Genomic DNA, 25801 nt, shown 5'->3' on the forward strand with positions numbered 1-25801 from the left:
GGGGGGGGCGCGGGGGCGCGGCCCGGCCCCTCCGGCATGGGGCCCCGCGCGTGCCCGAGCGCCTCGCGAACCTGGAAGACGGGAACTGGACCCGTAAATCGCCCTGGCGGTTTCGGCTTAAGTCACCTTAATGGGAATAAATCACCTCATATAGGGATCATCGCCCGGACCGGTGGTTGCCAAGGGGGTCACCCATGTCTCAGACGATCCAGCCTGAGATCTCGCCGCGCGCACCGGAACGGGCGTGGCCACGTAGCTTCAGAGACCGGCTGACCTCTCCGTTGCCCGCCTTCCAGGAACTGCTCGCCGCCATGTGGCACGGCGGGTTCCGGCCGGAGACCGGGGACGCCGACCTGATCCCGGTGACCAGGAACGGGCTGCCCAGGCCGGTGGCGACCGAGACCGTGGTCACCTGGGTCGGGCACGCGACCTACGTCCTGCAGATGGGCGGCCTGACGATCCTCACCGACCCCGTCTGGGCCAGGCGCATCCCCGGGGGCAGGCCCAGGCTCACCCCGCCCGGCGTCGCCTGGACGGACCTGCCCAGGATCGACGCCGTGGTGATCAGCCACAACCACTACGACCATCTGGACGCCCCGACCGTACGGCGCCTGCCCAGGGACACCCCCGTCCTCGTCCCGGCCAGACTGAGGCCCTGGTTCACCCGGCGGGGCTTCACCGACGTCGTCGAACTCGACTGGTGGGAGAGCACCGAGATCGGCGAGGTGTCCTTCGACTTCGTCCCCGCCCACCACTGGAGCCGCAGGTCGATCAGCGACACCTGCAGGACGCTGTGGGGCGGCTGGGTCATCAGGACCGTGGACCAGACGGTCTACTTCGCCGGGGACAGCGGGTACGGCGAGCGCTTCGCCCAGATCGGGGAGCGCTATCCGGCGGGCGTCGACCTGGCCCTGATGCCGGTCGGCGCGTTCGAGCCCCGCTGGTTCATGAAGAACTCGCACGTCGATCCGGCGCAGGCCGTACAGGCGTGCGCGGACGTCGGGGCGCGGCGGATGGCGACGATGCACTGGGGCACCTTCCTGCTGTCCGGCGAGCCGCTGCTGGCCCCGGTCGAACAGGCCCGCGCGGCATGGGCCGCGGCGGGCAGAGACCGCGCCGACCTGTGGGACCTGGCCGTCGGCGAGTCCCGCGTCCTGCCGTGAGACGGGTCACGGCGTGAGGGTCAGGGTGTCGACGGCGGCCTTCCTGACGGACTCCTCGCGGGAGAGCATCGGCGTCGTCCCGCCGTCGGCCCACAGGGGCGCCTGGTCCCAGTAGTTGGCGTGGAAGGCGTGTCCCGAGGCGCCCGTCAGGTTGATCCATCGTGACCTGTCCAGGTCGGCGAGGTCGACGACCATCCGCATCGACGGCAGCCAGCTGACCTCGTACCCCTCCTGGACGTCCCAGCCCGCGGCGTCGACCGCGTCGTCGTTGCCCGGCACCGGGAACGGGCCACGGTTGAACAGCCGTTCGACCAGAGAGATCCCCGAGGAGCCGAAGGTCTGGCTGGTCAGGGTGAGCGTGTGCACCTCACCCCAGCGCCACGCCTTGACGTCCTCGCCCAGGAGCCGCCGCAGCTCGTCGTAGCCGAGCGCCATGGCCCGGCGCAGCATGTCGTCGCGGGTCTCCCGCTGCGGCGTCCGCGTGTCGTCCCAGAACGGGTCCTCCGGCCGGTCGAGCATGACGCGGACCACCTCGAACCACCGGTCGCCGCCGGTCGGCCAGGCCACCTCCGGCAGGTCGTCGTTGAAGGTCTCGATGAGCAGGTGCCGCCAGACGGCGTTGAAGTACGCCGCGGGGGCCGAGTCGACACCCTGCGAGCCGTCCCAGGAACGCAGCAGGTCGAGGGCGCGTGCCGGGTCCCCGGCCACCTTCAGGGCCGTCAGGCGGGGCACCAGGAAGGGCGCGAGGCCGTTGCCGGTGTCCTGCTGGACCGCGCCCATGGTCTCGACGTCCACCTTGCCCTTGGCGATCTCGGCCCCAAGGCGGTCGAGGATGCGCTGGGAGCGGTAGCCGTACGCCCAGTCCTTGGTCAGCATGTGCGGGTAGCGCCCGGGATCGACGACCGCGTTGTTCGCGGTCACGACGTAGCCCTCCGGCGGGTTGTAGGCGCTGGGCAGGTCCTGGAAGGGGATGGTCGACTGCCAGGAGTACTCGCCGGTCCAGCCGGGGACGGGCCAGGTGCCGTCGCCCCTGGTCCTGACGGGGATGCGGCCGGGCGCCTGGTAGCCGATGTTGCCGTCCACGTCGGCGTAGACCATGTTCTGCGAGGGAACCTCGAACTTGCTCGCCGCCGCCCTGAAACTCGGCCAGTCACGTGCCGTGTTGAGGTCGAAGATCGCGTCCGCGGTCCTGCCGGGTTCCAGCGCGGTCCACTTGAGGGCGACCGCGTCCGCCGGTTCCCTGAAGACCGCGGCCGCGCCGGGCAGGGCGTCCTTCGCGTCGCCCATGACGTCGGAGATGATCGGCCCGTGCAGGGTCTCGCGCACCGTGAGCGTGACCGGATCGCCACCCGCGACCTCGATCTTCTCGGCCCTCGTGGTGAGCGGCCGCCACTCGCCCATGAACAGGTAGGAGTCGTCCCTCACCCGTTCGAGATACAGGTCGGCGACGTCGGGGCCGAGGTTGGTGAACCCCCAGGCGACCCGGTCGTTGTGCCCGATGATCACGCCGGGCAGCCCGGAGAAGGTGAACCCGGTGACGTCGAAGGAACACCGCTCACTCTTGGTACGGCAGTGCAGCCCGGCCTGGTACCAGATCGAGGGCATCCCCGGCGCCAGGTGCGGGTCGTTGGCCAGCAGCGGCTTGCCCGAGGCGGTGTGCGCGCCGCCGACGACCCAGGAGTTCGAGCCGATGCCGTTGCCCCCCTTGGGGTCGCCCATCAGGCTCGGTACCGCGGCGACGGTCGCGGCGGCCCCGGTCAGCGCCGTGGGGTCGGCGCTCTCCTCGGGGCCGGGCGAGGCGCCACGCGGCTCCTGGGCCTGGTCGAAGCCGTGGTCGGTGACCGAGCCCTTGGTGACGATCGGCCGGTGCGTGCCGAAGGGGTAGCCGGGCCAGAGCTGCTCGACCCGTTCACGGGGCAGCTTGCTCGCCGCCACCGCTCTGCCGATCTCGTCGGAGAGGTTGGAGCGCAGGTCCCAGGCCATGGCCTTGAGCCAGGCGACCGAGTCGACGGGGGTCCACGGCTCCGGCTGGTAGCCGGAGTTGGTGAGCCTGAGCAGGCCGTACTCCAGGCTCTTGCCGAGGGCGCCCTCGTGCTGCTCCATCCAGGAGTTGACGCCCCTGGCATAGGCGTCGAGATAGCGGCGGGTCTGCTCGGAGAGCATCGGCAGCTCCCGCTCGGCGATCCGCCGCCAGCCCATGGTCCTGATGGCCTTGTCCTCGGGGAGCGTCGAGGGACCGAACATCTCGGACAGGCGTCCGGCCGTCACGTGCCTGCGGAAGTCCATCTCGAAGAACCGGTCCTGGGCGTGCACGTAGCCCTGGGCGAGGAACAGGTCCTCCGAGGAGTCCGCATAGATATGCGGCACCCCTGTTTTATCGCGATATACGGTGACTTTTCCGGTCAGGCCCTTCACCTTGAGGTCGCCCGACACCTGCGGGAACGACGCTCGTACGGCCAGCACCCCCGCTCCGGCCAGAGCCAGGCAGAGCACCACGAGGGTGGTCACCACCCGCGCGAGCCACATGAGCGGTCGGGGCATCCGGGCATATGGCCGGAACTTCACAAACACCTCCTAGGCGGCGTGCTCGAACAAGTTTGGCAGCTCTTCGCACGTCAGAACGCCGCTTCCACCTCCGCGACCCCCGGGGAACCGCGTGGCGGCCCCGTGTACAACAGGGGAAAACCCGCGGTGAGACGGGAAAAGACGGTGGAACGACTCAAGGAGGACGGTGACAGCCGGTCACCGGCGACGACGATGGGTCACAGCGGTGTCTCCAGGACGACGGAGCGCGTGGCGAAGCCGTTGCGCTGGTAGAAGCGGACCGCCCCCTCGTTGCCCGCGTAGGCCGTCACCCCGGCGTACTGCGCCCCGTTGCCCCCGGCCCACGTCCTGAACTCGGCGACCAGCCTGCTGCCGATCTTCTGCCCCCGGTAGGCGGGCTGCACGTAGATGCTGCCCAGCGTCGCGACCGCGACCGGCCGCATCGGGGTCGGCCCCGACAGCGAGCCGGTCATGTGGCCGACGACCCTGCCCCCGTCGTCGGCGACCATCACCAGGCGCGCCGGGTCGCCCAGCGCGGCGGCGAAGTGGACCGGGCCGTGCTCCTTCGGCCAGTTCACGTCGAGAGAGGGGTCACGCCTGCCGGCGTCCTCGGCGAAGAGGGCCGAACTGCACGCCACGACCCCGTCGAGGTCGGCGGCCGTGGCCGGCCGTACGACAACGCCATTGTCACTCATGATCGGGACGCTACCGGTCGCCACCGACAAACGGCTTTCAGGAGGGCCGCACCGACCAGTCCTGCCCCTCGGGTGTGTCACGGACGAGCACCCCGAGACCGGCCAGCTCCGCGCGGAGACGGTCGGCGGCGGCCCAGTCTCCGGCCTCCCGCGCCCTCGGGCGCCGCTGGAGCAGCTCGGCCGCGCCCGGCGGCAGGCTCTCGGAGCGGCCGATCCCGCAGGACAGGTCGAGGCCCAGGACACGGTCCAGATGCAGGAACGCCTCAAGCCTGGCGCCGGGCGCGACCGCCTCGTCGCGTTCGAGCCCGCGCAGCAGGCGCAGCGCCAGCGGTGTGTCGAGGTCGTCGTCGAAGGCGTCCTCGATCGCGGAGACCGGCCCCGAGGGCATCGGGCGGCTCGGCGCCTCCGCCCACCCGGCCACCCGCGAACGCCAGCGCCGCAGCGTGGCGTCGGCGACGCGCAGGGCCTGCCAGGTGAGGTCCAGCCGCCCGCGGTGGCGGTGTTCGAGCAGCGCCAGCCGTACGGCCAGCGGGTCGAGACCGGCCCGGGTGACCTCCCCGAGCGCCGGCGCCCCGCCCGCGCGTCCGTCCAGTTCGTGCCCGTCGAACAGCAGGTGACCGGAGTGGGCCCAGTGGGCGACCACCTCGTGCCCGGTGACCGCGTCCGACTGGGCGCGTTCGTTCTCGTGGTGCGGGAAGCACAGGTCGATCCCGCCCACGTGCAGGTCGATCCGTTCGCCGAGGGAGCGCAGGGCCATGGCCGAGCACCCGATGTGACGGCCGGGCACCCCCCGCCCCCACGGCGCCCGCCAGGCGGGTTCCTCCTCGGTGGGCCGCCACAGCACCCAGTCGGCGGGGTGCCGCTTGCGCGGGCCGGCCTCCCCGGCGCGGGGCCGCAGCCGCTCGGGGCGGTTGCCGGACAACTCGCCGTAGGAGGGGAAGGAGGTGGCGTCGAAGAGGACGGACCCGTCGGAGGCCGGATAGGCGTGCCCCCGCTCGACCAGCCTGGCGATCATCTCGATCACCGGGCCGACGGTCTCGGAGACCTCGGGGGAGTGCTGGGGCGGATGGATGTTCAGCGCGAGAGCCTCGGCCTCGAACGCGTCGCGCTGACCACGCCCCTCGGTCCCGTGGCCCGCGGGAGGGCGGCCCAGATCGGTGAGGCCCAGGCAGCGGACGACCCGGACGCCCCGCCGTTCCACCACCCGCCTGACCAGGTCGGCCAGCAGACCGGCGCGCAGGTCGCCCAGGCTCGTCACACGCCCGGCGGCCGGGCCACAGCCGTAGACGCGCATCGAACGGGCACCCTGCGGGAGGACCGGTTCGACGCGGCGGTGCCGCGTGTCATACAGCCGTAGCATTCTTCGAGCCTACGGGAAGCCTCAGACGGCCCCCTCAAGAAGGACGAGAATGTCGCGATCGCCCCGGTCACGCAGCCGGGCGCCGACATCCTCCTTCGGAGAGCCGTCCGGCAGGCCGATGCGGGCGCCGATGAGACGTATGCCCTCGGCCTCCGAGGCGACGGGCGCGGTGTAGCCGATCAGGTGCAGGGCCCGGTTCAGTGGGGGCAGGGTCGCCGCCGCCGAGGGCAGGTAGCGGGTCAGCAGCTCGCCCCCGTCGGAGACCGTGAGGAAGACGTGGTCGCCCTCCGCCGCGTTCGCGGCCACCAGGATGGGGCGGATGGAGCCCATGGTCGGCTGGTTGTGCCAGCTGATCACCACGTCGCCGGACGGGGTCGAGGCGGTCAGCTGGCCTCCGGGGGCCATGCCCAGGTAGGCGGCGAACCCGGTGGGCAGCGGGGAGCCGGAACCGCGCAGGTGCTCGGCGTTGACGTCGACCCGGTGCCACCAGCGCCCGTCACGGCTGCGGAAGCACCGCCTGGTCGAGGAGACGTCCCTGCGGGGCTGGTAGTCCGACTGCTCCGAGCCCGCGACCCTGATCCAGCCGCGCTGGGTGCGCTCGAACCCGGGGCCGCCCGCGTAGGCGCGCACCGAGCTCTCACTCACGTCGTAGCGCGAGGTCAGGTTCGTCACGATGGTGTTGACCGAGGCCTCTCCGTTGGCCCGCTCGATCTCCCTGGCGATCATCTCCCGGATGCCGAGATACTCCTCGCCGCCCCACCTGGCCAGGCCGTACTTGTTGCGGTCGAGGCGCAGGAAGCGGTCGTCGGCGGTCAGCTGGTTGCGGATGCCGACCAGGCTGTAGTCCTCGCCGATGCGCTCCTGGATCTCCTCCGGCGTCAGCGCGGTGCCCGCGACCGCGAGCACCGCCTCGGCCTTGTCGTTGACGCTGCGCGGCCAGGGCACCACGTGCCCGTCGAGCACCCGCAACTGGGGTACGGCGATGAGCCAGCGTTCGGCCACGTCCTCGCGGATGCCGAGCTGGCTGACCAGCGAGACGGCCTCCTCAAGGGGGCGCGGCCCGTCGGTGAACAGCTGCCTGGTCTTCTCCCGCAGCTCGTCGGCGCCGCCCGCGACGAGCCAGCCGTCCACCTGGTCGTAGCCGGTGAGCAGGGTCCGCACGAACCGCCAGGACGGGATGCCCAGCGTGGCCAGGTCGCTGCGGTGCCACGGGACGGCGGCGGCCAGGTCGTCGGCGGGGACCGCGGAGCCGAGCCTGCCGCGCAGCCAGGAGACGTGCCCGACCAGCGGGGCGGCGTCCTCGCTCGTCAGCCAGGCCTCGACGTGGTCGCGCAGGTCGCGTTCGATCTGCCTGATGCGCTCCCTGGTCACGGAGAAACGCTGGGCCAGGTCGTCCAGCGTGGCCCGCTGCGAGGCGTAGAGGCGGTCCCTGGCGATGGCCCGCTGCCGCTCGTCCAGGGTCGCGAAGACCTCGTCGATCAGCTCGGGCAGCGGCCGGTCAGGGCGGGTGGGACGGGTCTGGCCGACGCTCTCCTCGGTGACGGGCTCCAGGAGGCGTTCGATGACCCCGGTGAACATCCGGTGCACCACCTCGCGTCCCAGGCCCTCCGGCGTGCTGACGCTCGAAGCCGGGTCGGAGAACCTGAGCAGGGGCAGGACGTCGCCGAGCATCAGGTGGCCCCAGCACGTCAGGGCGAGGTCGGCCAGGCGTCCGGCGACCTCGGACGTCCCGATGGTCGAGCAGGCCCGGTCGAGCGGGAGCGCCTGCCACCACGCCTCGGGAAGACGGGGGTCGGTTGCGATCGGCGCTACCTGGCCGGGAGAGGTCCAGCGCAGGGGGGGCGCGATGTCGCTCAGGCTGAGGTTCATTGAGGTCCAACCGGCAAAGGGGAATATATCCGCAGTTCAGAGTATGTCGTTAGGTCGGGAGAAAGGGGCTTGCTCGTCCGGAGTGGGACACGTAAAGAAGCTCCCTGGCTCGGGTACACGCGACATAGAGCAGGCCACGCTCCCGTTGGAGGTCGTGCGCCCGCGCGGTCGGGTCCTCCTCGGCCGGGGTGAGGGAGTCGGGAGCGGGCACGACACCGTCGGCGACTCCGATCACGGCGACCCGGCGGAACTCCAGGCCCTTCATGCCGTGCAACGTCGTCACCCTCACCCCCACCTCGCGCAGGGCGTCACGGGCGTCGCGCACGAGGCCCGCCGTCCTGGCGGCCACCCCGATCTCCTGGGGCGGCACGCCCTCCTGGACCCACTGTCCCACCTGTGTGGCCAGACCGGTCAGCTCTTCCTCCGGTGAATCGTAGGCACGGACCATCGGACGTGCCCCGTTCCGCGTCGCGCGGAAGCCGTACAGCTCCTGCACTCCGTCGACCAGGCCGTCCGCGGGGCCGCCGCCGCGCAACCGCACGCCCCAGGTGAGGATCTCCTGTGGAAGCCGGTACGACACCTGCAGACGCCGTCTGATCGCGTCGATTCCCACCGAACCGAGTGTCACCCGGGTGTCGAAGATCCGTTGGTGCGGGTCTCCCACGATGAACAGGTCGTCCCGCCCGTACGGCACCGCCGCCCGCAGCAGCCGCCACTGCGCCGGATGCAGGTCCTGCGCCTCGTCGACCACGATGTGCCGGTACGGCTCCCGCCGCGGCGCGCTGTCGGCCAGCAGGTCCCCGGTCGTACGGCCGAGCAGCTGACAGGCGTCGCCCGCGAGCTGGAGCAGGGTGCGCTTGCCGCGCTCCCTGAGCCGCAGGGTGACGTGCTCGACGGCCCGCCACACCTCGGTCCGCTCCTCGGCGGAGAGCCCGACGCCACGGCCCGACCTGGGGGCGTCGAGATACTCCTGCAGAGTCTTGAGGTTCTGCGCCAGCACGACCTGTTCCCACTCGCGCAGCAGGAAGGCCGGGCTGTGGCCGGTGTCGGTCTCCAGCCAGAGCGCGTTCACCTCAGCGGCCCCGGCCAGCGCGGGCGCCCGTCCCTCGGCCTCGGCGACGATGCGGTGGGCCAGCCGGTCCACGTTGCCGACCTCGATCCGCTTACGGGTCACCTCGTCCTCGATCAGCAGGTCGAGACGGGAGGCGAGGTCGGCGCTCAGCCGCTGGGAGAAGGTGACCAGCAGGATCTGACCCGCGCCACGCCTGGCCAGGAAGGCCGACCGGTGCAGGGCCAGCAGGGTCTTGCCCGTCCCGGCCCCGCCGGTGACCAGGGTCGGCTGCTCGTGGGTCTCCCAGCGGGCCAGGCGGTGCAGCGTCGGCTGGAGGAACACGCACCAGGCGGGCGCGTCGAGGACGTGGTTCAGCTCACGCGGGCTGCCCACGAAGATCGCACGGTCGGGGCTGCGCAGCAGCGCGGCGGTCAGGTCGTCGGGGTCGATCGGCCCGGAGGGGGGCGCGGTCGCCCGGCAGGTCTCAAGCTCCCGCCAGGCCCCGGCCATCGACTCACCCCTGGCCAGCGCGGCCAGCGGGGCGTACTGCGTGGCGGGCAGCAGGGGTTCGAGCGCCTCCAGGGTCAGCTCGTCGGTGATCTGCCTGACGAGGCCGAGCAGCCCGCGTTCGACGCCGAGCTCGGCCATGTCGGTGTCACAGGTGTCGGCGAACAACCGGACCGAGGTCGCCCCGGCCGCCCTGAGCACGGCGGGCTCGATCCGTTCGAGCGCCTCGGCGTCCCACATCTCGACCACGCCGAGCGCGGTGTTGACGCTGAAGCGGTGGCGTCTCGCGTAGGCCCAGGCCTCCGTCTCCGGCAGGACGGTCAGCAGCCAGTGGACGTCCCGGTGCCTGACCATGACGCCGCGATGGCCCTCGGCCAGCCTGAGGGTGACGACCCTGGGGTCCCTGGCCCCCCTGACCCGTTCCGGGTGCGGAGCCCCCGCCACGTTCTGCATGAAGCGGCGTACCGCGACGACGGCGTCCCGGCGCGCGGGCTGGGCCAGCGCGCCGAGTTCGGCGGGGAAGTCCGGGGAGATCGCGAGTCGGGGCATGGGCTAGGCCAGCAGGGACAACAGGTCGCGGTCCCCACGCTCTCTCAACCGGGCGAGCAGGTCCGGCAGGCCGACCTGCCCGGTCATGCCGACCCGGGTGGCGATGACCCTGGCCGCCTGCTCCGCCGTACCGCCGGGTGCCGTGTAGCCGACCAGCCGCAGCGCCCGCGCGACCGGCTCCGTGTCACCGCCCGCCGCGGGCAGGTGCCTGGCCCGCAGGACCCCCTCGTCGGACAGCGTCACGAACAGGTGGCCGCCGGGCTTGGCCCCCGCGTCCTCAAGGAGTGTCCTGAGCGATTCGAGGACGGGACGCTCCTGCCAGCTCAGGCCCAGCTCGCCGACCGCGCTCTGCACCCTGCGGGCGCTCCCCGGCGACAGGCCGAGATAGGCGGCGAACCCGCTGGGCAGCGGACACTCGACGCCCTGGAGGTGCTCGGCGGTGACGTCGATCCTGAGCCACCAGCGGCCGTCGGGCTGCCTGAAGCAGCGCCGGGTCAGCGAGACGTCCTTCAGCGGGCGGAACGGGCCCTCCCTGCGCTCCTCGTCCTCCTGGACGGGTTGCTCCTGCCGCGGAGGCGGGGATCCCTGCTGTGGGGGCCCCTGCTGCGCAGGACGCTGCCCGGCGCCGAGGATGCGCAGCTGCGGGACGCCCGCGAGCCAATCCTTGGCCACCTCGTGGTGGATGCCCAGGGAGGCGACCAGGTCGAGGGCCTTGGACATGGTCAGCGGGGGCTTGGCGCCGCTGATCACGTCGCGGGTGAGGTGACGCAGCTCGGTGATGTCCCCCTCGACGAGCCAGTCCTCGGCCAGCCGGTGGTGGGGCAGGGTGGCCAGCACGAACTGCCAGGCGGGCACGTCCAGCGAGCGCAGCTCACGGGCGTGCCAGGACGCGACCGTGGCCAGACGGGCCTTGGGCGCGGCCTTGCCGAGCGCCCTGCCGACCTCCGCCAGATGCTCCCGGTACGGCTCCGCCTCCGCTGAGGCGAGCCACTCGCCGAGCCGGTGCCGCAGGGCGGCCTCGACCTCGTCGATGACCTCGGGCGGCACCGCGAAGAGCTTGGACAGGGCCTCGACGGCCGCGGGCGCGTCGGTGAACACCCTGTTCTGCGCGACGGCCCAGCTCCTGTCGTCGAGGTCGGCGAAGGCACCGTCGAGCAGCGCGTACAGGTCGTCCGGCTGAGGGGCCCGCTCGGCGACGGCCTCAACGGGCTCGACGGACTCAACGGGCTCCGGTTCCGGCTCCCGCAGGGCCTCCGGTTCCGGTGCGGCCTCTGGTTCCGGTGCGGCCTCAGGCTCGGGCCGAGGCTCGGGCTGAGGTTCCGGTTCGGGCTTCGGCTCGGGTCCGGTCTCCGGGCTCATGGCGGTCATCGGCTCGAAGAGCCCGCGCTCGGGAGTGGAGCCCACCTGGGGCGGCGGCTTGGGGAGCGTGGACCCGGGGGTCCGCTTCGGCCGTACGGGAAGGGGGATCGGCTTGGGCTCGGGCGGGGCCGGGGGAGCGGCAGGGGAGACGGCCAACGGGACGTCCGGGGGAGCCGGAGCCTCCACGGGCTCCTCCCCGGCCTTGTCCGTGGCCCTCTCCGCGTCCTCCTTCTCGGCCTCGGAAGCCTCAGGCATGCCCTCGGACACGGCCTCAGGCGTGGCTTCGGGTACGGCCTCGGCGTCGTCCTGCGGGGCCTTCTGAGGGGCTTCCTGAGGAGCCTCAGGGGCGTCCTGTGGCGCGGCCTCCTCCCCGGAGTCCGCGGAACCCCCGGAATCCTCGGAGCCCCCGATGCCCCCGGCATCCTCGATGCCCTCGGCGCTCGCGACGTCCTCGGTCTTCCCGGCACCTTCGGCGCTCGCGACGTCCTGGGCGGCCTCGGTGGCCTTGGCGTCCTTGACGTTTCCGGCGGCCTCGGCGTTCTCCGCGACGTCCTCGACGGTCCCACCGGTACGGGCGGGTGTGACGCCGGGGGCGGCCAGACGGGCGAAGACCGCGCCGAACAGCGCGTTCAGCACGGGGAGCGGCTGAATGAAGGGCTGTTCGCGCAGCTCGTGACCGGTCAGGGCCAGCAGCCCCGCCCACGAGCCCGCGCGGTCGAGGGCGATGGCCGTACAGGGTTCGTCGGCGTCCTCGGGGTCCAGGACGTACAGGGCGGGCAACACGTCGCCGACGGCGGCGGCGGGCCAGTGCTCCAGGGTGATCCCGGCGAGGATCCCGGCTAACCGCTCGGGGCCGAGCAGGGCCAGCACCCGGGAGACGGGCAGGCTGCGCCACCACGCGCCGGGCAGTTCAGACTGGTCGCGCAAGAGTGGAATCGTGGCCGCGTCGCTCCAGCGGAGCGGCGGCACGAGGTCACTCAGACAGAAGTTCATCCGTTCCCTTCACCAGCCCCTCAAGCCGCCCGAGTCACTCCTCGTCGCCGGGGAACGAGACTCATGGAACAGACCATAGTCTGGCAAATCGCCCCAGCGCATCGGGTCTGGTCAGCGTCGTACGGCCGCGAAGCGGAGCCGCACGTAGTCGGCCATCCAACCGGTCTCCCGCCGCAGGGCGGGAGCGGCCAGTTCGTTCACCCGAAGCAGCAGGGATTCGACCAGCTCCACCGGCTTTCCCTGAATCAGGGAACCGGCGAACGTTCGCACCCAGTCGGCGGCTCCCCCCGGGCACTCGTCGAGCGGGGTCGGCCGGTCGAAGTACTCAAGCAGGCGGAGGGTGAAACCGCCCTTCTCCAGCCGTGTGGCGTATTCGGCCGGACTGGGGAAGTACCACGGAAGATCGGGTTCGGGGAGCCCGTGTTCCCGCCAGGCGGTGGACAGCGCCGCCGTCAGCGCGGCGCAGTTGCCGGCGCCGCCCATCTCCGCGACGAACCGCCCGCCCGGCGTCAGCGCCTGCCACACGTTGGAGATCACCGTGTCGGGCTCCCGCCCCATCCAGTGCAGGGCCGCGTTGGAGAAGACCGCGTTGTACGGCTCCGCGACCGTGAAGTCGCGCCCGTCCCCCACGATGAACTCAAGCCCGGGATGCAGGGAGAGCGCCTTCTCGATCATCGCGGAGGAGCCGTCGATGCCGAGCACCCGTGCCCCCCGTGAGCTGATCTCGGCGGTCAGCAGCCCGGTGCCGCAGCCGAGGTCGAGGACACGCTCCCCCGGCTGGGGGTCGAGCAGGTCGACCAGGGGCGCGCCGTGGGCCGAGACGTATCCGAAGCTGCTGTCGTAGGCGCGAGCGTTCCACCTCATCTGACTCGGGGTGTCGTATCGCAAGACGATCAGCTCACATTCCGAGACGCCACGGCCTCTTATCGGTCCTCCCCAGACACTTTAGAGCCTCAAAGATGTCCCGACATATCAGTCGCATCAGCCTCCGGCTTAACCGACCCTCTCCCCCCACTCCTTCTTGAGGTAGGTCTTGGCCGTGTCGGTCTCGGGGATCGTCAGGATCACCGGCTTCGCGCCGGTCACCGGGAGTCTGGCGGCGGCCTCGGTGTCCAGGGTGCCACGCATCTGCAGGGCCTCCATTCTGACAGGTCTGGCGTACCCCTTGAGGAAGAGGTTCTGACCCCGGTCGGAGAAGAGGAACTCCTGCCAGAGGCGGGCCGCCGCCGGGTGCGGGGCGTCCTTGTTGACGGCCTGGACGTAGTAGGCGCTGAGCACGCTGTCGCCGGGGATGGCGACCTTCCAGCCGTTCGCCTCGTGGGCCGCCCGCTCGGCGTTGTGGTAGTCCCAGTCGACCACCACGGTGGCCGCCCGCTCGTTCGCCGCGAGGTTGCCCGCCTTCTTCAGGCGGCCGAAGAAGGCGACTCCCCTGGCGGCCTCGGCCTTGCCCGCGCTGAGCGAGGCGGCCATCACCCCGTTGAAGGCGGCGGCCGTCTGCCGGGGGTCGCCGGGCAGCGAGACGCTGTAGCCGGGCTTGAGCAGGTCCTGGTAGGAGGCGGGCGTCGCGACCTTGCGCGGGTCGTAACCGATGGACATGTAGCCGCCGTATCCGGCGTACCAGCGCCCGCCGTAGTCCTTCAGGTTGTCGGGCACGTCCGGCCACTGCTGCACCCGGTAGGGGGCGAACATCGGGGCGTTGGCGACCGCGACCTCCAGGCTCAGGTCGAACACGTCCGGCTTGAGCTGCGCGGCGGCCTCGATCTCCCGGCGGCTGCTGGCCGCGGGCTCCACCTGGTTGACCTTGATTCCGTACTCGTCGGAGAAGGTGTCGATGATCTCGCCGTAGTTCACCCAGTCACGCGGCAGCCCGATGACGGTGAGCGAACCCTCTTTCCTGGCGGCCTCGACGAGGCGGTCCATCGTCGAGAAGCCGTCCTTCAGGGAGGCGGCCTGTGGCTTGATCGGCGGGAGCTTCCCGTCGTCCTGTGCCTGTGTGCCGCCGCATCCGGCGGTCGTGGCGATGAGGAGCATGGCGGCGGCGCTGATGCGTACGGTCACTCATCGAATACTCTCGGTGATCGCGCGGTGGGTCGAGGAGGCGCGGCCTTTTTTGGGAAACGACTGGGGAACGACTTACGTCCGGCCGGGCCGTCCGCCCTGGACGACCTTCGCCGCGACGAGTTCGGAACGGCGGATCTCAACGAGCGTGCCGTCGCGTTTGCGCACCCCGAGAAGATCGTCACGCCAGAACTCAAGTTCGCCGACGGCGTCACGGAAGCCCTCGGGAACACGACGCCGGGTAGTTACCCTTTTGCCCACGTCGGAAGGGGTTAGGGTGATTTTGAGGGCAGCGCTGATACCGAGGATCATCGTCTTTTGCCCCCTCCCGTTTCAGACATCTGGTGGGCACGGCAATACTAGGGCGTAGCAACCCGCGGTCGAAGTCGTGCCTAGGTGCGGATAAAAGAAGGAGCCCGAGGTGACCTACGTCATCGCGCAGCCTTGCGTGGACGTCCTGGACAAGGCGTGCATCGAGGAATGCCCCGTCGATTGCATCTACGAGGGCGAGCGCATGCTTTACATCCACCCCGACGAGTGCGTGGACTGCGGCGCGTGCGAACCCGTCTGCCCGGTTGAGGCGATCTTCTACGAGGACGACCTTCCCGACCAGTGGAAGGACTTCTACAAGGCCAACGTCGAGTTCTTCGACGACCTGGGCTCCCCGGGTGGCGCCTCCAAGATCGGCAAGATCGCCAAGGACCACTCCGTCGTCTCGGCGCTGCCCCCGCAGGCCGAGGAGCACTAGAAAACATCCCCGCGGGCGGGGGGCGACGCCGTCCGCCCGCGAGAGTCAGTCACCCGGACGTCCCGGGCGAAGAGGTCCCTTCTCCCGGCCGGTGAGGCGGGGGGACAGTCATCAGCGGGGAGAGCTGTGATCGGCCTGCCAGATTTTCCGTGGGATCGGCTCACGCCGCTCAAGACGCTGGCGCAGGAGCATCCCGACGGGATCGTCGACCTCTCCGTCGGCACCCCCGTCGACCCGGTGCCCCCTCTCGTACGGCAGGCGCTCGCCGACGCCTCCGACAGTCCCGGCTACCCGCTGACCTACGGCACCGAACGGCTGCGCTCCGCGGCCGCGGGCTGGCTCTCCCGCCGTCACGGGGTGAACCTGGACCAGGCCGACGTGCTGCCGCTGATCGGCTCGAAGGAGTTCGTCGCCTGGCTGCCGACCCTGCTCGGTGTCGGGCCGGGGCAGCGGGTGGTCTTCCCCGCGCTGGCCTACCCCACCTACGACGTCGGAGCGCGCCTGGCGGGGGCGGAGCCGTACGCGACGGACGGGTTGTTCTCCCTCGGCCCCGAGCGGGTGCCGCTCGTCTGGGTGAACTCCCCCTCGAACCCGAGCGGCAAGGTCCTGCCCGCCGAGCACCTGCGCAAGGTGGTCGCGTGGGCCCGTGAGCGCGGCGCCGTCGTGGCCTCCGACGAGTGCTACATCGAGCTGGGCTGGGAGGAACAGCCGATCTCGATCCTGCACCCCGATGTCTGCGGCGGCTCGCACGAGGGCCTGCTCGCGGTGCACTCGCTGTCGAAGCGCTCCAACATGGCCGGTTACCGGGCGGGCTTCGTGGCCGGAGACCCGGCGCTGGTCGGGCGGCTGCTCGAAGTCCGCAAGCACGCCGGGATGATCATGCCGGGGCCGGTCCAGGCGGCGATGGCCGTGGCGTTCGACGACGACGCGCACGCCGACGAGCAGCGCGCGCGCTACGCGGCCCGTCGCGCGCTCCTGCGCCCCGCCCTTGAGGCGGCCGGCTGGCGGATCGAGCACTCCGAGGCGGGCCTGTACCTGTGGGCGACCAACGGCACCGACTGCTGGAAGCAGGTGCGCTCGCTGGCGGACAAGGGCATCCTGGTCGCGCCCGGAGACTTCTACGGCAGGGCCGGCGCGGAACACGTCCGGATCGCCGTGACCGCGAGTGACGAGCGCATAAGTGCGGCGGTGAGCCGCCTCCAGTAGGATCGCGCGCCATGACCCCTGAGGTCGCCGCGATACTGGGACTGAGCGCGGTCACGCTCGTTCTGCTGCTGGGCGCGCTGTTCGCGACCACGCGTCAGGACAGGAGGCCACGCGGGTCCGGGGCCCCCGGCGAGTCCCCCGTCCAGGCGGCACAGGCCGCGGAGCCTGCCAGGCCGAGCGCGGGCCATGTCGGCATCGACTACCCCGACCCTCGCACGATCAAGGTCGGTGACACGATCGACTGCCAGGGCGTGCGGACCCGTGTCCTGGGCGCCCTGTACCTGTCGTCGCAGGGCGTCGAGTGGACCGAGTACCTCCTCGACGACGGCAGCCGCCGCTACCAGTGGCTGTCGATCGAGACGCGGACCGGTTCCGACTCCGACGCGCCGCACCTGGAGGTGCTGCTGTGGACGCCGGTGCCGACACAGGGCATGGTCCCGGCCAGGACCACGCTGAGCGTCGAGGGCGTCGAGTTCTTCCCCGTCGGCCGCGGCACCGCGGCCTTCCGTTCGGAGGGCGTCACCTTCATGCCCGAACGCGGCCTGCTCGACTTCGCCGACTACCGGGCCTCCGACGGCCGCCTGCTCTCCTTCGACCGTCCCCAGGACGAGCCCTGGACCTCCTCCTACGCCCAGCCCCTGGCCCCGGGCTCCATCACCATCCAGAAACGGGCCTAGGAGATGTCGACCTTGCCCTTGGGGGTGGTCGTGTCGGGCCGCCAGCCGTTCTCGCCGTCGGCGGACGTCCACGCCTGGCCGCTGTAGCGGACCCGCCGCAGCCCGAACTTCTGCGCGTGGGCGACCGACCAGCTCGCCATCAGCCAGCCGTCACGTGAGGACGCCGCCTCGAACGTGGCATTGGCGCCGAGCGCGTGCACGAGCCCGCGCATCGCCCTGTCCGCAGGGGGGCGCGGTGTCGTGGTGGCCGTGCCCGACGTGCGGGGGGTCGAGGTCGGCTCGGGGAACCAGCAGTGCACGGCCTTGGGCACCCGCCCGGTGAAGGCCGCCGCCAGGATCTTGCCCTCGTCCTCGTGCTGGGCGTAGGCCGACCCGTCGGCGGAGCGCTGCACCCGCTGCGCCGCCTCGTGGAGCGGCAGCTTGAGGTAGCCCTTCACCTTGACCAGCGCGGAGAAGAACTTCCCCGACGCGTAGACCGGGTCGATCAGCTGCTTGGGGGTGCCCCAGCCCTGTGAGGGCCGCTGCTGGAAGACCCCGACGGAGTCACGGTCGCCGAAGGGCAGGTTCAGCAGCTTGGACTCCTGGATGCCGGTGGCGTAGGCGATCACCACCGCCCGTTCGGGCAGCTTCCTGCGGGCGGCGACCGCCGCGATGACCGAGGCGACCTGGGCCTGGTCGATCTCCAGTTCGAGCGTGCCGCCGGGCGTTGTGATCTTGCACCCCTCACCGGTCTCCCGGAACGGCGTCACCCGGTTGATCAGGGTGAAGACCCCCACGGTGATGGCCGCGGCGAGCACGGTCACGATCGCGACGATCGCGATGACCCCTTTGGAGAAGCGCCGACGCACGCTGAAGAACCTACCGATCGCAGACAGCGGGAAGGCGACGGCACTTCCTGCGAACCCCCGGAGGAGCCGTCGCGCTCTGTTATCGTTTCACAGGTTTTGCGAACGGGATCGCCCTTCGTGACGGCGGACGGCCGGGTCCGGGGCGGCCGAAGACCGGCTGAGGATAGGGTCGCCGCATGAGTACGCGGCTGGACCTCACACAGGACGTCGGCGCGCTGACCGCGCGAATCGTGGACATCGAGTCGGTCAGCGGAGACGAGAAGGTCCTGGCGGACGCGGTCGAGGAGGCACTGCGGGCACTGCCGCACCTTCGTGTCGACCGTGACGGCGAGTCGATCGTGGCCAGGACCGGGCTCGGCCGGAGCGAGCGGGTGGTGATCGCGGGCCACATCGACACCGTCCCGGTCGCCGACAACCTGCCCAGCCACGTCGAGGACGGCCTGCTGTACGGCTGCGGCACCTCGGACATGAAGGCGGGCGTCGCGGTCGCGCTGAAACTCGCCGCCGCGCTCGACGAGCCAGCCAGGGACGTCACCTACGTCTTCTACGACTGCGAGGAGATCGAGGCCGAGCGCAACGGCCTGCGCAGGCTCAGCCTCGACCACCCCGACTGGCTCACCGGCGACTTCGCCGTCCTCATGGAGCCGACCGACGGCGAGATCGAAGGCGGCTGCCAGGGCACGCTCAGGGCCGAGATCACCGTGCGGGGCAGGAGGGCGCACAGCGCCAGGTCGTGGCTCGGCGTCAACGCCGTGCACCGGACCATGCCGGTGCTGGAGATCCTCAACGCCTACCAGGCCAGGCAGCCGGTCGTGGACGGGCTCGAATACCACGAGGGGCTCAACGCGGTGGCGATCTGCGGCGGCGTCGCGGGCAACGTGATCCCCGACGAGTGCGTGGTGACCGTCAACTACCGCTTCGCCCCCGATCTCTCCCTCGACGCCGCGCAGGAGCACGTGCGCGAGGTCTTCGACGGGTTCGAGCTCCGTTTCACCGACCTCGCCCCGGCCGCGCGTCCCGGGCTGACCGACCCGGTCGCCGGGGCCTTCGTCGCCGCGGTCGGCGGCACGCCCAGGGCCAAGCTCGGCTGGACCGACGTCTCGCTGTTCTCCGGGCTTGGGATTCCCGCGGTCAACTACGGTCCCGGCGACCCCAATCTGGCGCACCAGCGGGGGGAGTACGTCTCGTTGGAGAAGATCGCCGACTGTGAACGCAGGATGATCGGCTGGCTCCGCGGCTGAGCGCCGCACGGTACACGGGCACAAATGAAAGTGGCTTTCCTCGCCGGCCATTTGGCGGGGAAAGCCACTTTCAGTCCCGAGCAGCACCCTCGGCAGTTAGACGTGGCTCCGGAGAAATCCGGTTCCCGGTTTTCCCCCAGAATTTTCAAGATTTTTCCAGAAGCGGCGCTAGCGTGTTCGGCATGAAGAAGACACGCCCCGAACGCCGTCAGGGAGCCGCGGTCGTCCGCGGTGACCTGGTCTCCGACTCCACCCACGACCAGCGCCTTCTCGACCGCAGGGGCCCCGCCGACTGGCTGCACATGGACCCGTGGCGGGTTATGCGCATCCAGGCGGAGTTCGTCGAGGGATTCGGTCAGCTCGCCGAACTGCCCGAGGCGGTGACCGTCTTCGGGTCCGCGCGCACCCCGCAGGAGTCGTCGGACTACAAACTGGGCGTGGAGCTCGGCCGCAGGCTTTCCGAGGCGGGCTACGCCGTGATCACCGGTGGCGGTCCCGGCTGCATGGAGGCCGCAAACCGCGGTGCCAGGGAGGCGGGCGGCGTCTCCGTCGGCCTGGGCATCGAGCTGCCCTTCGAACAGCACATGAACGAATATGTGGACCTCGGCATCGAGTTCCGCTACTTCTTCGTACGCAAGACCATGTTCGTGAAGTACTCCCGCGGCTTCGTCGCGCTGCCCGGCGGCTTCGGCACACTGGACGAACTGTTCGAGGCGCTTACGCTGGTCCAGACGCGCAAGGTAACCTCCTTCCCCGTCGTGCTGCTCGGCACGGAGTTCTGGGGCGGCCTGTACGAGTGGATCAGGACGACCCTTGTGGACACCGGCAAGATCTCCCCGGCCGACCTCGACCTCATCCAGGTGACCGACGACGTGGACGAGGCCGTACGGATCATCGTCGAGGCCGACAGGGACCGGGCGAGCGGTCTCGGGAAGGGACAGCAGGCCGCGCGGAGCACGGTCGCCGACGCCGAATAAGGGTTTCCCCGCGATCCCGGGCCACGACTATGGTTCCGATGTGTTCATATGCGTTTTCCTGGCATCACACCGGAAGATCGACAGGAAGTACCTGACGCTGGCGGAGGAGGTCGGGGCCGAACTGGCCTGGCGCGGGCACACCCTGGTCAGCGGCGGGGCGACGGTCTCGTGCATGGGGGCGGTCGCCAGAGCGGTCAGGGCGGGCGGCGGCCGTACGGTCGGGGTGATCCCGCAGGCCCTGGTGGACGTCGAGGTCGCCGACCACGACTCCGACGAACTGGTCGTCACCACCGACATGCGTGAGCGCAAGGGGGTCATGGACGCCCGCTCGGACGCCTTCCTCGTGCTGCCCGGCGGCATCGGGACGCTGGAGGAGCTGTTCGAGATCTGGACGACCAGGACTCTGGGTCTCCACGACAGGCCGCTGGTGCTCCTCGACCCGTGGGGGCTCTACGCGCCGCTGCGGAGCCTGGTCGAGGGCATGCACGCGGAGGGCTTCACCCGGCCCAACGTCTTCGACGCGATCTCCTGGACCACCACGGTCGAGGAGGCCTTCGAGCACCTGGAGAAGCGGACCAGGCACCTGGAGCCGGGCATCGAGGAGCTAGGCGAGGCCACGGCGGGTTAGCGCGGGGGGACGCCGCCCGGCCAGCGACTCGGTCATCTCGACCGCGAGCCGTACCTGCTCGGGACGGTTGGTGCGGAACACCCTGGCTCCGGCCCACGCGCAGACGGAGGCCGCCGCGAGTTCGGCGGCCTCTCCGTCGTGCCCCGCGAGGTCGGCGGGCGTGACGACGACGGTGTGCCCGGCCCGGACGAACTTCTCGATCTCGGCGATCGATCTCGCCTCGGCCCAGGAGGAATCGCCCTGGTCGCCGGGGGTGAGCACCGTGAGAGCGGTCATGAGGCGATCCTAGATCAGTGGGAGTTGTGGCACGATTCGTATGTGCTGGTCGTACTCGCCCTCGCCGCCTTAGCCGTCATCGCCGCAGTCGTGGCGGTCTCCATGGGGCGGGGTGGTGAACTGGCCAGATTCGTCCCCGACGTCCCCCCGCTTGAGCTGCCCGAGCCGAAGAGACTCGGGGCCGCCGACTTCATGGCCCTGCAGCTGCCGGTGAGCGTGATCGGCTACAACACGCAGAGCGTCGACGAGACCCTCAACCGTGTGGTGAACGCGCTGAGCGAGCGTGACACCAGGATCGCGGTCCTCGAACAGCAGATCGCCGAACTGCTCGCGGGCAGGCTCCAGGCCCGCCACGACGCCGCCCTCACGGCCCCGCCGGTCATGCGCGAGGCCCTCCCCGGGTCCACGGACACGGTACGGCGCGCGGACCCCGAGTCCGAGGAGCCGCCGGCGGCCGGAGAGACGGACACGGACGAGGTCGTGGAGCCCGGGAAGGTTCAGGAAGCTCAGAAGGCTTCCGAAGCCGGCGAACCGGTGGAGACCGGTGAGGCGAACGCGCCCGGGAAGGTTCAGGAGCCGGACGAGCCCCAGGCCGTTCGGGAAGTTCAGGAGGCCGAAGAACCCGGGGAGGCCGCAGCGCCCCGGAAAGCCTCGGAGCCTCAGGAAACCGGGAAGCCCGCGGCCGAGGAAGCCGCCAAACCCGAGGAGCCCCTGGAAACCGTACGGTCCCCTGAGGAGTCCGCCGCGGGCGCCGTCGAGCCCGCCGAGAGCGCCGACAAGGACCCGGACGAGCAAGATGAGAAGGACAAGAAGCGGGAGAAGCAGGGCGTGAAGGAGAGCCGGTGACGGAACCGACACGTTGCGGCTGGGTGAGCTCCGCGCCCGAGTACATCGCCTACCACGACGAAGAGTGGGGCCGTCCGGTCACCGGTGACGACCGGGTGTTCGAGCGCCTGTGCCTTGAGGCCTTCCAGTCGGGCCTGTCGTGGATCACGATCCTTCGCAAACGGGAGAACTTCCGGTCGGCCTTCGCCGATTTCTCCATCCCCGCCGTCGCGGCGTTCGGCGCGGCCGACGTCGAGCGGCTGCTCGCCGACACCGGCATCGTCCGCAACCGGGCCAAGATCGAGGCGGTCGTCGCGAACGCGCGGGCCGCGCTCGACGTCGACCTGTCCGACCTGATCTGGAAGCACGCCGATCCCGGCGCGCCCGTCCCCAGGACACTGGCGGACGTGCCTCCCCAGACGCCCGGGTCGAAGGCCCTCGCCAAGGAGCTCAAGGCGAACGGCTTCCGCTTCGTCGGCCCGACGACCGCCTACGCCCTGATGCAGGCCATCGGACTGGTCAACGACCATCTGGAGGACTGCTGGGTGCGGGGCACCTACTGACCTCGGACCTGACCCCGCCGAGCCGGAACGCCTTCCCGGCGGCCCCCGAGCCGTTCAGTTGATCGTCTCGGTCCGGTAAATTCTCCGCGCCGCCACGCGCGCCCGTCCCGCCCGCTCCGGGACCGCTTCGTAACCTGCCACCTCTGTGGCCTGGTCAGGGAAGTGAGAGGTCCCGCGGACCGCGACGGCCCGGATGTCCGCGGGGCCGTCCCCGAGCGCGAAGGACGGTCTTGATTGCCCGATGAGTCGATGCTGGGGCTGATCGTTCCCATTCCGAGCGCGGAGACGGGATAATAGGACATCACAGAAGACGTGAATGCGTCGGCCACCCTCGGGTCAGTCGGAGATCCGGAGCCCGAAGCAGGAAGGGATACACGCATGGCGGCTATGAAGCCGAGGACCGGTGATGGTCCGCTGGAGGTCGTCAAGGAAGGCAGGGGCATCGTCATGCGGGTTCCCCTTGAGGGTGGCGGCCGGCTCGTCGTCGAGCTCTCGGCGGACGAGGCCAGCGCCCTTGGCGAAGAGTTGAAGAAGGTCGTCGTCTGATCCCGGCCTGAGACCAGCGGTGACGCCGGGCCCCGACTCGATCTCGTTCGCGGAGCACGACAGCCACTGCGGCCCGTGCGCCCCCGATCGACGAACACGGCCCTGGCCACCGGACCGCCGGAGCGCGGCTCGTGCCAGGGCCGCGGTGTCCCCCGGCTGATGACTGGAGTTCCACATGCCCATCTCTCCGTACACCCTGCTCACCGGTGCCCCTTCGGAACCCGGGGCCGCCGTCCCGGCGGGGGTGCCGCCGCTCGGGGAGGCAGGGCTGCTCGCCGTACCCTTCTCCGCCGACCGCGCGCCCGAGGTGGAGCTGCCACTGCCCGTCGAGGCCCTGCTGGCGCACTACGAGGCCAAGGGCGAGGCCGGTGAGGTCGTCGAGGTCCCGGTGGCCAACGGCGACGGCGTCGGCCGGGTGCTGCTCTACGGGGTCGGCGACGGCTCGGCGGGCGCGCTGCGCAAGGCCGGCGCCACGGTCGTACGGCGGGGCAGGAGCAGGTCCTCCATCAGGGTCGTGCTGCCGGAGGGGCCGGTGGCAGCGTTCGTCGAGGGCGCGCTGCTGGCCACCTACACCTTCAGGATCGGCGAGACCAGGTCCGCCCCCGCGGCCCTGGTCGAGCTCGTCGGTGACGGCGTCGAGGCCGAGGTCGCCAGGGGCGCCGTGGTCGCCGAGGCCGTCTCGTTCGCCAGGGACCTGGCCAACACCCCGGCCTCGATCAAGACGCCGCAGTGGCTCGCCGAGCGCGCGACGGAGCGCGCCGAGGCGGCCGGGGGCGTCGAGGTGAAGGTGTGGGACGAGCGCGAGCTGCGCGCCGAGGGCTTCGGCGGCATCCTGGCGGTCGGTCAGGGTTCGGTCAGCCCGCCGCGCCTGGTCCGGCTCTCCTACAGCCCGCAGGGCGCCATCAGGCACGTCGTCCTGGTCGGCAAGGGCATCACCTTCGACACCGGCGGCCTGTCCCTGAAGCCGAGCGACGGCATGAAGTTCATGAAGACCGACATGGCGGGCGCCGCGACCGTCATCGCGGCCGTCGCCGCGCTCGCCGCGCTGGGCGCGCGGGTGCGGGTCACCGCCCTGGTCGCCGCCGCGGAGAACGCCTTCTCCGGTACGGCCCAGCGCCCCTCCGACGTGATCACCCAGTACGGCGGGCGGACCGTCGAGGTGCTCAACACCGACGCGGAGGGCCGGCTGGTGATGGCCGACGCGCTGGCCTACGCCGACGCCGAGCTCGACCCGGACGTCATGGTGGACGTCGCGACGCTCACCGGCGCGATCAGTGTGGCCCTGGGCAAGGACGTGGGGGCCGTCTTCGCCTCCGACGACGCCCTGGCGGCCGAGCTGACCGAGGCGGGCACGCAGGCGGGGGAGCGGCTGTGGCGGATGCCGCTCATCGAGGACTACTCTCCGGCGCTGGAGTCGAGCGTGGCGGACCTGGCCAACATCGAGGCCGGATCGACCTACGGCGCCGGTTCCATCACGGCGGCGCTGTTCCTGCGTGAGTTCACCGGCGGGCGGCCGTGGGCGCACCTGGACATCGCGGGCGTCGGCAGGAGCACCGCGGACGAGGGCTTCCTCAGCAAGGGCGCCACCGGCTACGGCGTGCGCCTGCTGCTCGACTGGCTGACCAGGAGCTGAGCCGGGCGGCTAGGAGCCGAGTTTGACGGCGGCCAGGACGCCGTCGCCGAGAGGGATCATCAGGGGGCGCAGTCGTTCGTCACCGCGGACCAGCTTGCCCAGCTCCCGCAGGGCCACGACGTCCGGGTCACGCCGGGTGGGGTCGGTCGCCCTGTGCTGCCACAGCGCGCTGTCGAAGATCACGATGCCGCCGACACGCAGCAGGCGGACCGCCTCGGCCAGGTAGTCGGCGTACTCCTGCTTGGCTCCGTCGCAGAAGACCAGGTCGTAGCCGCCGTCGGACAGACGAGGCAGCACGTCCAGGGCCCGTCCCGTGATGAGGCGGGTCCTGCCGCCGGGGAAGCCCGCCTGGGCGAAACTCTGCCGGGCGAGGCGCTGGTACTCCGGCTCGACGTCCACGCTGGTGAGCGTGCCGTCCTGGCGCATGCCGCGCAGCAGCCACAGCCCGGACACACCGCATCCCGTGCCGACCTCCACGACGGCCTTGGCGTTGGTGGCCGAGGCGAGGAAACAGAGCGCGGCGCCGGTGCCGGGCGGGATGGGGGTGACCCCGACCTCCGCGGCGCGTCGGCGCGCCTCCCAGAGGATCTCGTCCTCCCGGTGGAATTCCTCGGCATAGGCCAGAGCGGCCTCCAACGGACTTGTCGGCGTCTCTGCCATCGGCCTCTCCTTCCCGCTTTCTCCGTACAGAGCCATATAGGGACTGGGTCGCAGCCTAGGGGAGCCAAGCCCGATCGGGAACTCATGTCATGCCTGGTGCGTTGCACGGTTTAAGCGGCCTTTGCCGGTCCTGAGGGTAGTGAGTGCGCACGAAGGGACGAAACCAGGCACTATGGCGATAGCGGTGGTCCCGGAGAGAGGAGTGCTGGTGGACGAGTTCGACCACCAGACGGATACTCCCGTGTCTGAATGGACACCTCCCACCTGGGAGGAGGTGGTTCGGACCCATTCGGCGCGTGTCTACAGGCTGGCCTATCGGCTGACCGGTAACGTCCACGACGCCGAGGACCTCACACAGGAGGTCTTCGTCCGGGTCTTCAGGTCCCTGTCGAACTACACTCCGGGGACCTTCGAGGGCTGGCTGCACCGCATCACCACCAACCTGTTCCTCGACATGGCGCGGCGCAAGCAGCGCATCAGGTTCGAGGGCCTGGCGGACGACGCGGCGGAACGGCTGCGTGGCCGTGAGCCGTCCCCCGCCCAGGTGTACGACGACACCCATCTCGAACCCGACATCCAGGCGGCACTCGACGCGCTCGCGCCCGAGTTCCGCGCGGCCGTCGTTCTGTGTGACATCGAGGGGCTGTCCTACGAGGAGATCGCCGCGACACTCGGCGTGAAGCTCGGCACGGTCCGCAGCCGTATCCACCGTGGCCGGGCTCAGCTGCGTGACGCGCTGGAACACCGCGCGCCCCGCGGAGATCAACTCCCCCCGACCATCACCCGCGGGGAGGAACTCGCATGAGAAGCCGCAGTTATGACGAA

General features: G+C 70.9%; 24 protein-coding genes. 12 read left to right on the forward strand and 12 right to left on the reverse strand.

The genetic code is table 11. The features are described from left to right. Nucleotides 1-194 precede the first annotated feature (194 nt). Nucleotides 195-1163 carry an MBL fold metallo-hydrolase gene (locus ABT340_RS41895; protein ID WP_352016525.1) on the forward strand — a complete coding sequence of 323 codons (969 nt, stop codon included), beginning with the start codon at nt 195-197 and terminating at the stop codon, nt 1161-1163. A gap of 6 nt (nt 1164-1169) precedes the next feature. Here the strand turns inward: ABT340_RS41895 and ABT340_RS41900 are convergent, their stop codons facing one another. The 9 genes from ABT340_RS41900 to ABT340_RS41940 all read right to left on the reverse strand — a co-directional run bounded on the left by ABT340_RS41900 (nt 1170) and on the right by ABT340_RS41940 (nt 14460). Next, entirely contained in the window at nt 1170-3704 is a 2535-nt protein-coding gene (locus ABT340_RS41900) for a penicillin acylase family protein (protein WP_352016526.1), read from the reverse strand. Nucleotides 3705-3925: 221 nt separating this feature from the next. Next, on the reverse strand, nt 3926-4402 hold the full coding sequence (locus tag ABT340_RS41905) for a GNAT family N-acetyltransferase (RefSeq protein WP_352016527.1): 477 nt from the start codon (nt 4400-4402) through the stop codon (nt 3926-3928). Between the two features lie 37 nt (nt 4403-4439). Next, nucleotides 4440-5762: a CysS/YqeB C-terminal domain-containing protein gene (locus tag ABT340_RS41910; protein ID WP_352016528.1), complete on the reverse strand. Its 1323-nt coding sequence runs from the start codon at nt 5760-5762 to the stop codon at nt 4440-4442. A 21-nt stretch (nt 5763-5783) separates the two neighbouring features. Next, nucleotides 5784-7631, reverse strand: a complete 1848-nt coding sequence (locus ABT340_RS41915) for a sigma factor-like helix-turn-helix DNA-binding protein (RefSeq protein WP_352016529.1) — start codon at nt 7629-7631, stop codon at nt 5784-5786. 49 nt (nt 7632-7680) lie between these two features. Continuing rightward, nucleotides 7681-9738 (reverse strand): UvrD-helicase domain-containing protein, encoded by a 2058-nt coding sequence (locus tag ABT340_RS41920; protein WP_352016530.1) that lies wholly within the window; start codon nt 9736-9738, stop codon nt 7681-7683. A 3-nt stretch (nt 9739-9741) separates the two neighbouring features. Beyond that, entirely contained in the window at nt 9742-12024 is a 2283-nt protein-coding gene (locus ABT340_RS41925) for a hypothetical protein (RefSeq protein WP_352016531.1), read from the reverse strand. 177 nt (nt 12025-12201) lie between these two features. Then, nucleotides 12202-12954: a class I SAM-dependent methyltransferase gene (locus ABT340_RS41930; RefSeq protein WP_352016532.1), complete on the reverse strand. Its 753-nt coding sequence runs from the start codon at nt 12952-12954 to the stop codon at nt 12202-12204. A 129-nt stretch (nt 12955-13083) separates the two neighbouring features. Beyond that, complete coding sequence (locus ABT340_RS41935; RefSeq protein WP_352016533.1) at nt 13084-14148, reverse strand: ABC transporter substrate-binding protein; 1065 nt, start codon at nt 14146-14148, stop codon at nt 13084-13086. A 75-nt stretch (nt 14149-14223) separates the two neighbouring features. Continuing rightward, nucleotides 14224-14460, reverse strand: coding sequence for a putative acetyltransferase (locus ABT340_RS41940; protein WP_352016534.1), 237 nt, complete (start codon nt 14458-14460; stop codon nt 14224-14226). Between the two features lie 109 nt (nt 14461-14569). On the opposite strand from ABT340_RS41940, the gene fdxA reads away from it, so the two are divergent. The 3 genes from fdxA (at nt 14570) to ABT340_RS41955 (ending at nt 16779) form a co-directional block, all read left to right on the forward strand. Then, on the forward strand, nt 14570-14896 hold the full coding sequence (gene fdxA, locus ABT340_RS41945; protein ID WP_352016535.1) for a ferredoxin: 327 nt from the start codon (nt 14570-14572) through the stop codon (nt 14894-14896). Between the two features lie 126 nt (nt 14897-15022). Further along, a complete protein-coding gene (dapC, locus tag ABT340_RS41950) occupies nt 15023-16102 on the forward strand; it encodes a succinyldiaminopimelate transaminase (protein ID WP_352016536.1) in 1080 nt (359 codons plus the stop codon). Nucleotides 16103-16113: 11 nt separating this feature from the next. Beyond that, nucleotides 16114-16779, forward strand: a complete 666-nt coding sequence (locus ABT340_RS41955; RefSeq protein WP_352016537.1) for a DUF4178 domain-containing protein — start codon at nt 16114-16116, stop codon at nt 16777-16779. Here ABT340_RS41955 and ABT340_RS41960 read toward each other — a convergent pair. Then, nucleotides 16776-17627, reverse strand: a complete 852-nt coding sequence (locus ABT340_RS41960) for a hypothetical protein (protein WP_352016538.1) — start codon at nt 17625-17627, stop codon at nt 16776-16778. The genes ABT340_RS41955 and ABT340_RS41960 overlap by 4 nt on opposite strands. A 176-nt stretch (nt 17628-17803) precedes the next feature. Between ABT340_RS41960 and dapE the strand changes: the two genes are divergently transcribed. From dapE to ABT340_RS41975, 3 genes are all read left to right on the forward strand, one after another. After that, complete coding sequence (gene dapE, locus ABT340_RS41965; RefSeq protein WP_352016539.1) at nt 17804-18868, forward strand: succinyl-diaminopimelate desuccinylase; 1065 nt, start codon at nt 17804-17806, stop codon at nt 18866-18868. Nucleotides 18869-19050: 182 nt separating this feature from the next. Further along, a complete protein-coding gene (locus tag ABT340_RS41970; protein WP_352016540.1) occupies nt 19051-19845 on the forward strand; it encodes an LOG family protein in 795 nt (264 codons plus the stop codon). A gap of 40 nt (nt 19846-19885) precedes the next feature. After that, nucleotides 19886-20473, forward strand: a complete 588-nt coding sequence (locus ABT340_RS41975; protein WP_352016541.1) for an LOG family protein — start codon at nt 19886-19888, stop codon at nt 20471-20473. Here the strand turns inward: ABT340_RS41975 and ABT340_RS41980 are convergent. Further along, nucleotides 20450-20749 carry a hypothetical protein gene (locus ABT340_RS41980; protein WP_352016542.1) on the reverse strand — a complete coding sequence of 100 codons (300 nt, stop codon included), beginning with the start codon at nt 20747-20749 and terminating at the stop codon, nt 20450-20452. The genes ABT340_RS41975 and ABT340_RS41980 overlap by 24 nt on opposite strands. Nucleotides 20750-20791: 42 nt before the next feature. On the opposite strand from ABT340_RS41980, the gene ABT340_RS41985 reads away from it, so the two are divergent. The 4 genes from ABT340_RS41985 (at nt 20792) to ABT340_RS42000 (ending at nt 24316) form a co-directional block, all read left to right on the forward strand. After that, complete coding sequence (locus tag ABT340_RS41985; protein ID WP_352016543.1) at nt 20792-21595, forward strand: hypothetical protein; 804 nt, start codon at nt 20792-20794, stop codon at nt 21593-21595. Continuing rightward, nucleotides 21592-22137: a DNA-3-methyladenine glycosylase I gene (locus ABT340_RS41990; RefSeq protein ID WP_352016544.1), complete on the forward strand. Its 546-nt coding sequence runs from the start codon at nt 21592-21594 to the stop codon at nt 22135-22137. Before ABT340_RS41985 ends, ABT340_RS41990 begins: the two co-directional genes overlap by 4 nt. Before the next feature lie 378 nt (nt 22138-22515). Further along, complete coding sequence (locus ABT340_RS41995) at nt 22516-22683, forward strand: DUF3117 domain-containing protein (RefSeq protein ID WP_012894793.1); 168 nt, start codon at nt 22516-22518, stop codon at nt 22681-22683. Nucleotides 22684-22858: 175 nt separating this feature from the next. Next, nucleotides 22859-24316, forward strand: coding sequence for a leucyl aminopeptidase (locus ABT340_RS42000; RefSeq protein ID WP_352016545.1), 1458 nt, complete (start codon nt 22859-22861; stop codon nt 24314-24316). Between the two features lie 9 nt (nt 24317-24325). On the opposite strand, the gene ABT340_RS42005 is transcribed toward ABT340_RS42000, so the two are convergent. Next, nucleotides 24326-24976: an O-methyltransferase gene (locus tag ABT340_RS42005; RefSeq protein WP_352016546.1), complete on the reverse strand. Its 651-nt coding sequence runs from the start codon at nt 24974-24976 to the stop codon at nt 24326-24328. 172 nt (nt 24977-25148) lie between these two features. Between ABT340_RS42005 and sigE the strand changes: the two genes are divergently transcribed. Next, nucleotides 25149-25781, forward strand: coding sequence for an RNA polymerase sigma factor SigE (gene sigE / locus ABT340_RS42010; protein ID WP_352016547.1), 633 nt, complete (start codon nt 25149-25151; stop codon nt 25779-25781). Nucleotides 25782-25801: the final 20 nt, after the last annotated feature.

It is taken from the genome of Streptosporangium sp. NPDC000239, assembly GCF_040300765.1.
GTDB lineage: Bacteria > Actinomycetota > Actinomycetes > Streptosporangiales > Streptosporangiaceae > Streptosporangium.

What these genes read in the sequence shown, in the direction of transcription:
- ABT340_RS41895 (WP_352016525.1), top strand. Translation starts at nt 195, where the DNA reads ATGTCTCAGACGATCCAGCCTGAGATCTCGCCGCGCGCACCGGAACGG.
- ABT340_RS41900 (WP_352016526.1), bottom strand. Translation starts at nt 3,704, where the DNA reads ATGCCCCGACCGCTCATGTGGCTCGCGCGGGTGGTGACCACCCTCGTG.
- ABT340_RS41905 (WP_352016527.1), bottom strand. Translation starts at nt 4,402, where the DNA reads ATGAGTGACAATGGCGTTGTCGTACGGCCGGCCACGGCCGCCGACCTC.
- ABT340_RS41910 (WP_352016528.1), bottom strand. Translation starts at nt 5,762, where the DNA reads ATGCTACGGCTGTATGACACGCGGCACCGCCGCGTCGAACCGGTCCTC.
- ABT340_RS41915 (WP_352016529.1), bottom strand. Translation starts at nt 7,631, where the DNA reads ATGAACCTCAGCCTGAGCGACATCGCGCCCCCCCTGCGCTGGACCTCT.
- ABT340_RS41920 (WP_352016530.1), bottom strand. Translation starts at nt 9,738, where the DNA reads ATGCCCCGACTCGCGATCTCCCCGGACTTCCCCGCCGAACTCGGCGCG.
- ABT340_RS41930 (WP_352016532.1), bottom strand. Translation starts at nt 12,954, where the DNA reads ATGAGGTGGAACGCTCGCGCCTACGACAGCAGCTTCGGATACGTCTCG.
- ABT340_RS41940 (WP_352016534.1), bottom strand. Translation starts at nt 14,460, where the DNA reads ATGATCCTCGGTATCAGCGCTGCCCTCAAAATCACCCTAACCCCTTCC.
- ABT340_RS41955 (WP_352016537.1), top strand. Translation starts at nt 16,114, where the DNA reads ATGACCCCTGAGGTCGCCGCGATACTGGGACTGAGCGCGGTCACGCTC.
- dapE (WP_352016539.1), top strand. Translation starts at nt 17,804, where the DNA reads ATGAGTACGCGGCTGGACCTCACACAGGACGTCGGCGCGCTGACCGCG.
- ABT340_RS41970 (WP_352016540.1), top strand. Translation starts at nt 19,051, where the DNA reads ATGAAGAAGACACGCCCCGAACGCCGTCAGGGAGCCGCGGTCGTCCGC.
- ABT340_RS41980 (WP_352016542.1), bottom strand. Translation starts at nt 20,749, where the DNA reads ATGACCGCTCTCACGGTGCTCACCCCCGGCGACCAGGGCGATTCCTCC.
- ABT340_RS41995 (WP_012894793.1), top strand. Translation starts at nt 22,516, where the DNA reads ATGGCGGCTATGAAGCCGAGGACCGGTGATGGTCCGCTGGAGGTCGTC.
- ABT340_RS42000 (WP_352016545.1), top strand. Translation starts at nt 22,859, where the DNA reads ATGCCCATCTCTCCGTACACCCTGCTCACCGGTGCCCCTTCGGAACCC.
- ABT340_RS42005 (WP_352016546.1), bottom strand. Translation starts at nt 24,976, where the DNA reads ATGGCAGAGACGCCGACAAGTCCGTTGGAGGCCGCTCTGGCCTATGCC.
- sigE (WP_352016547.1), top strand. Translation starts at nt 25,149, where the DNA reads ATGGCGATAGCGGTGGTCCCGGAGAGAGGAGTGCTGGTGGACGAGTTC.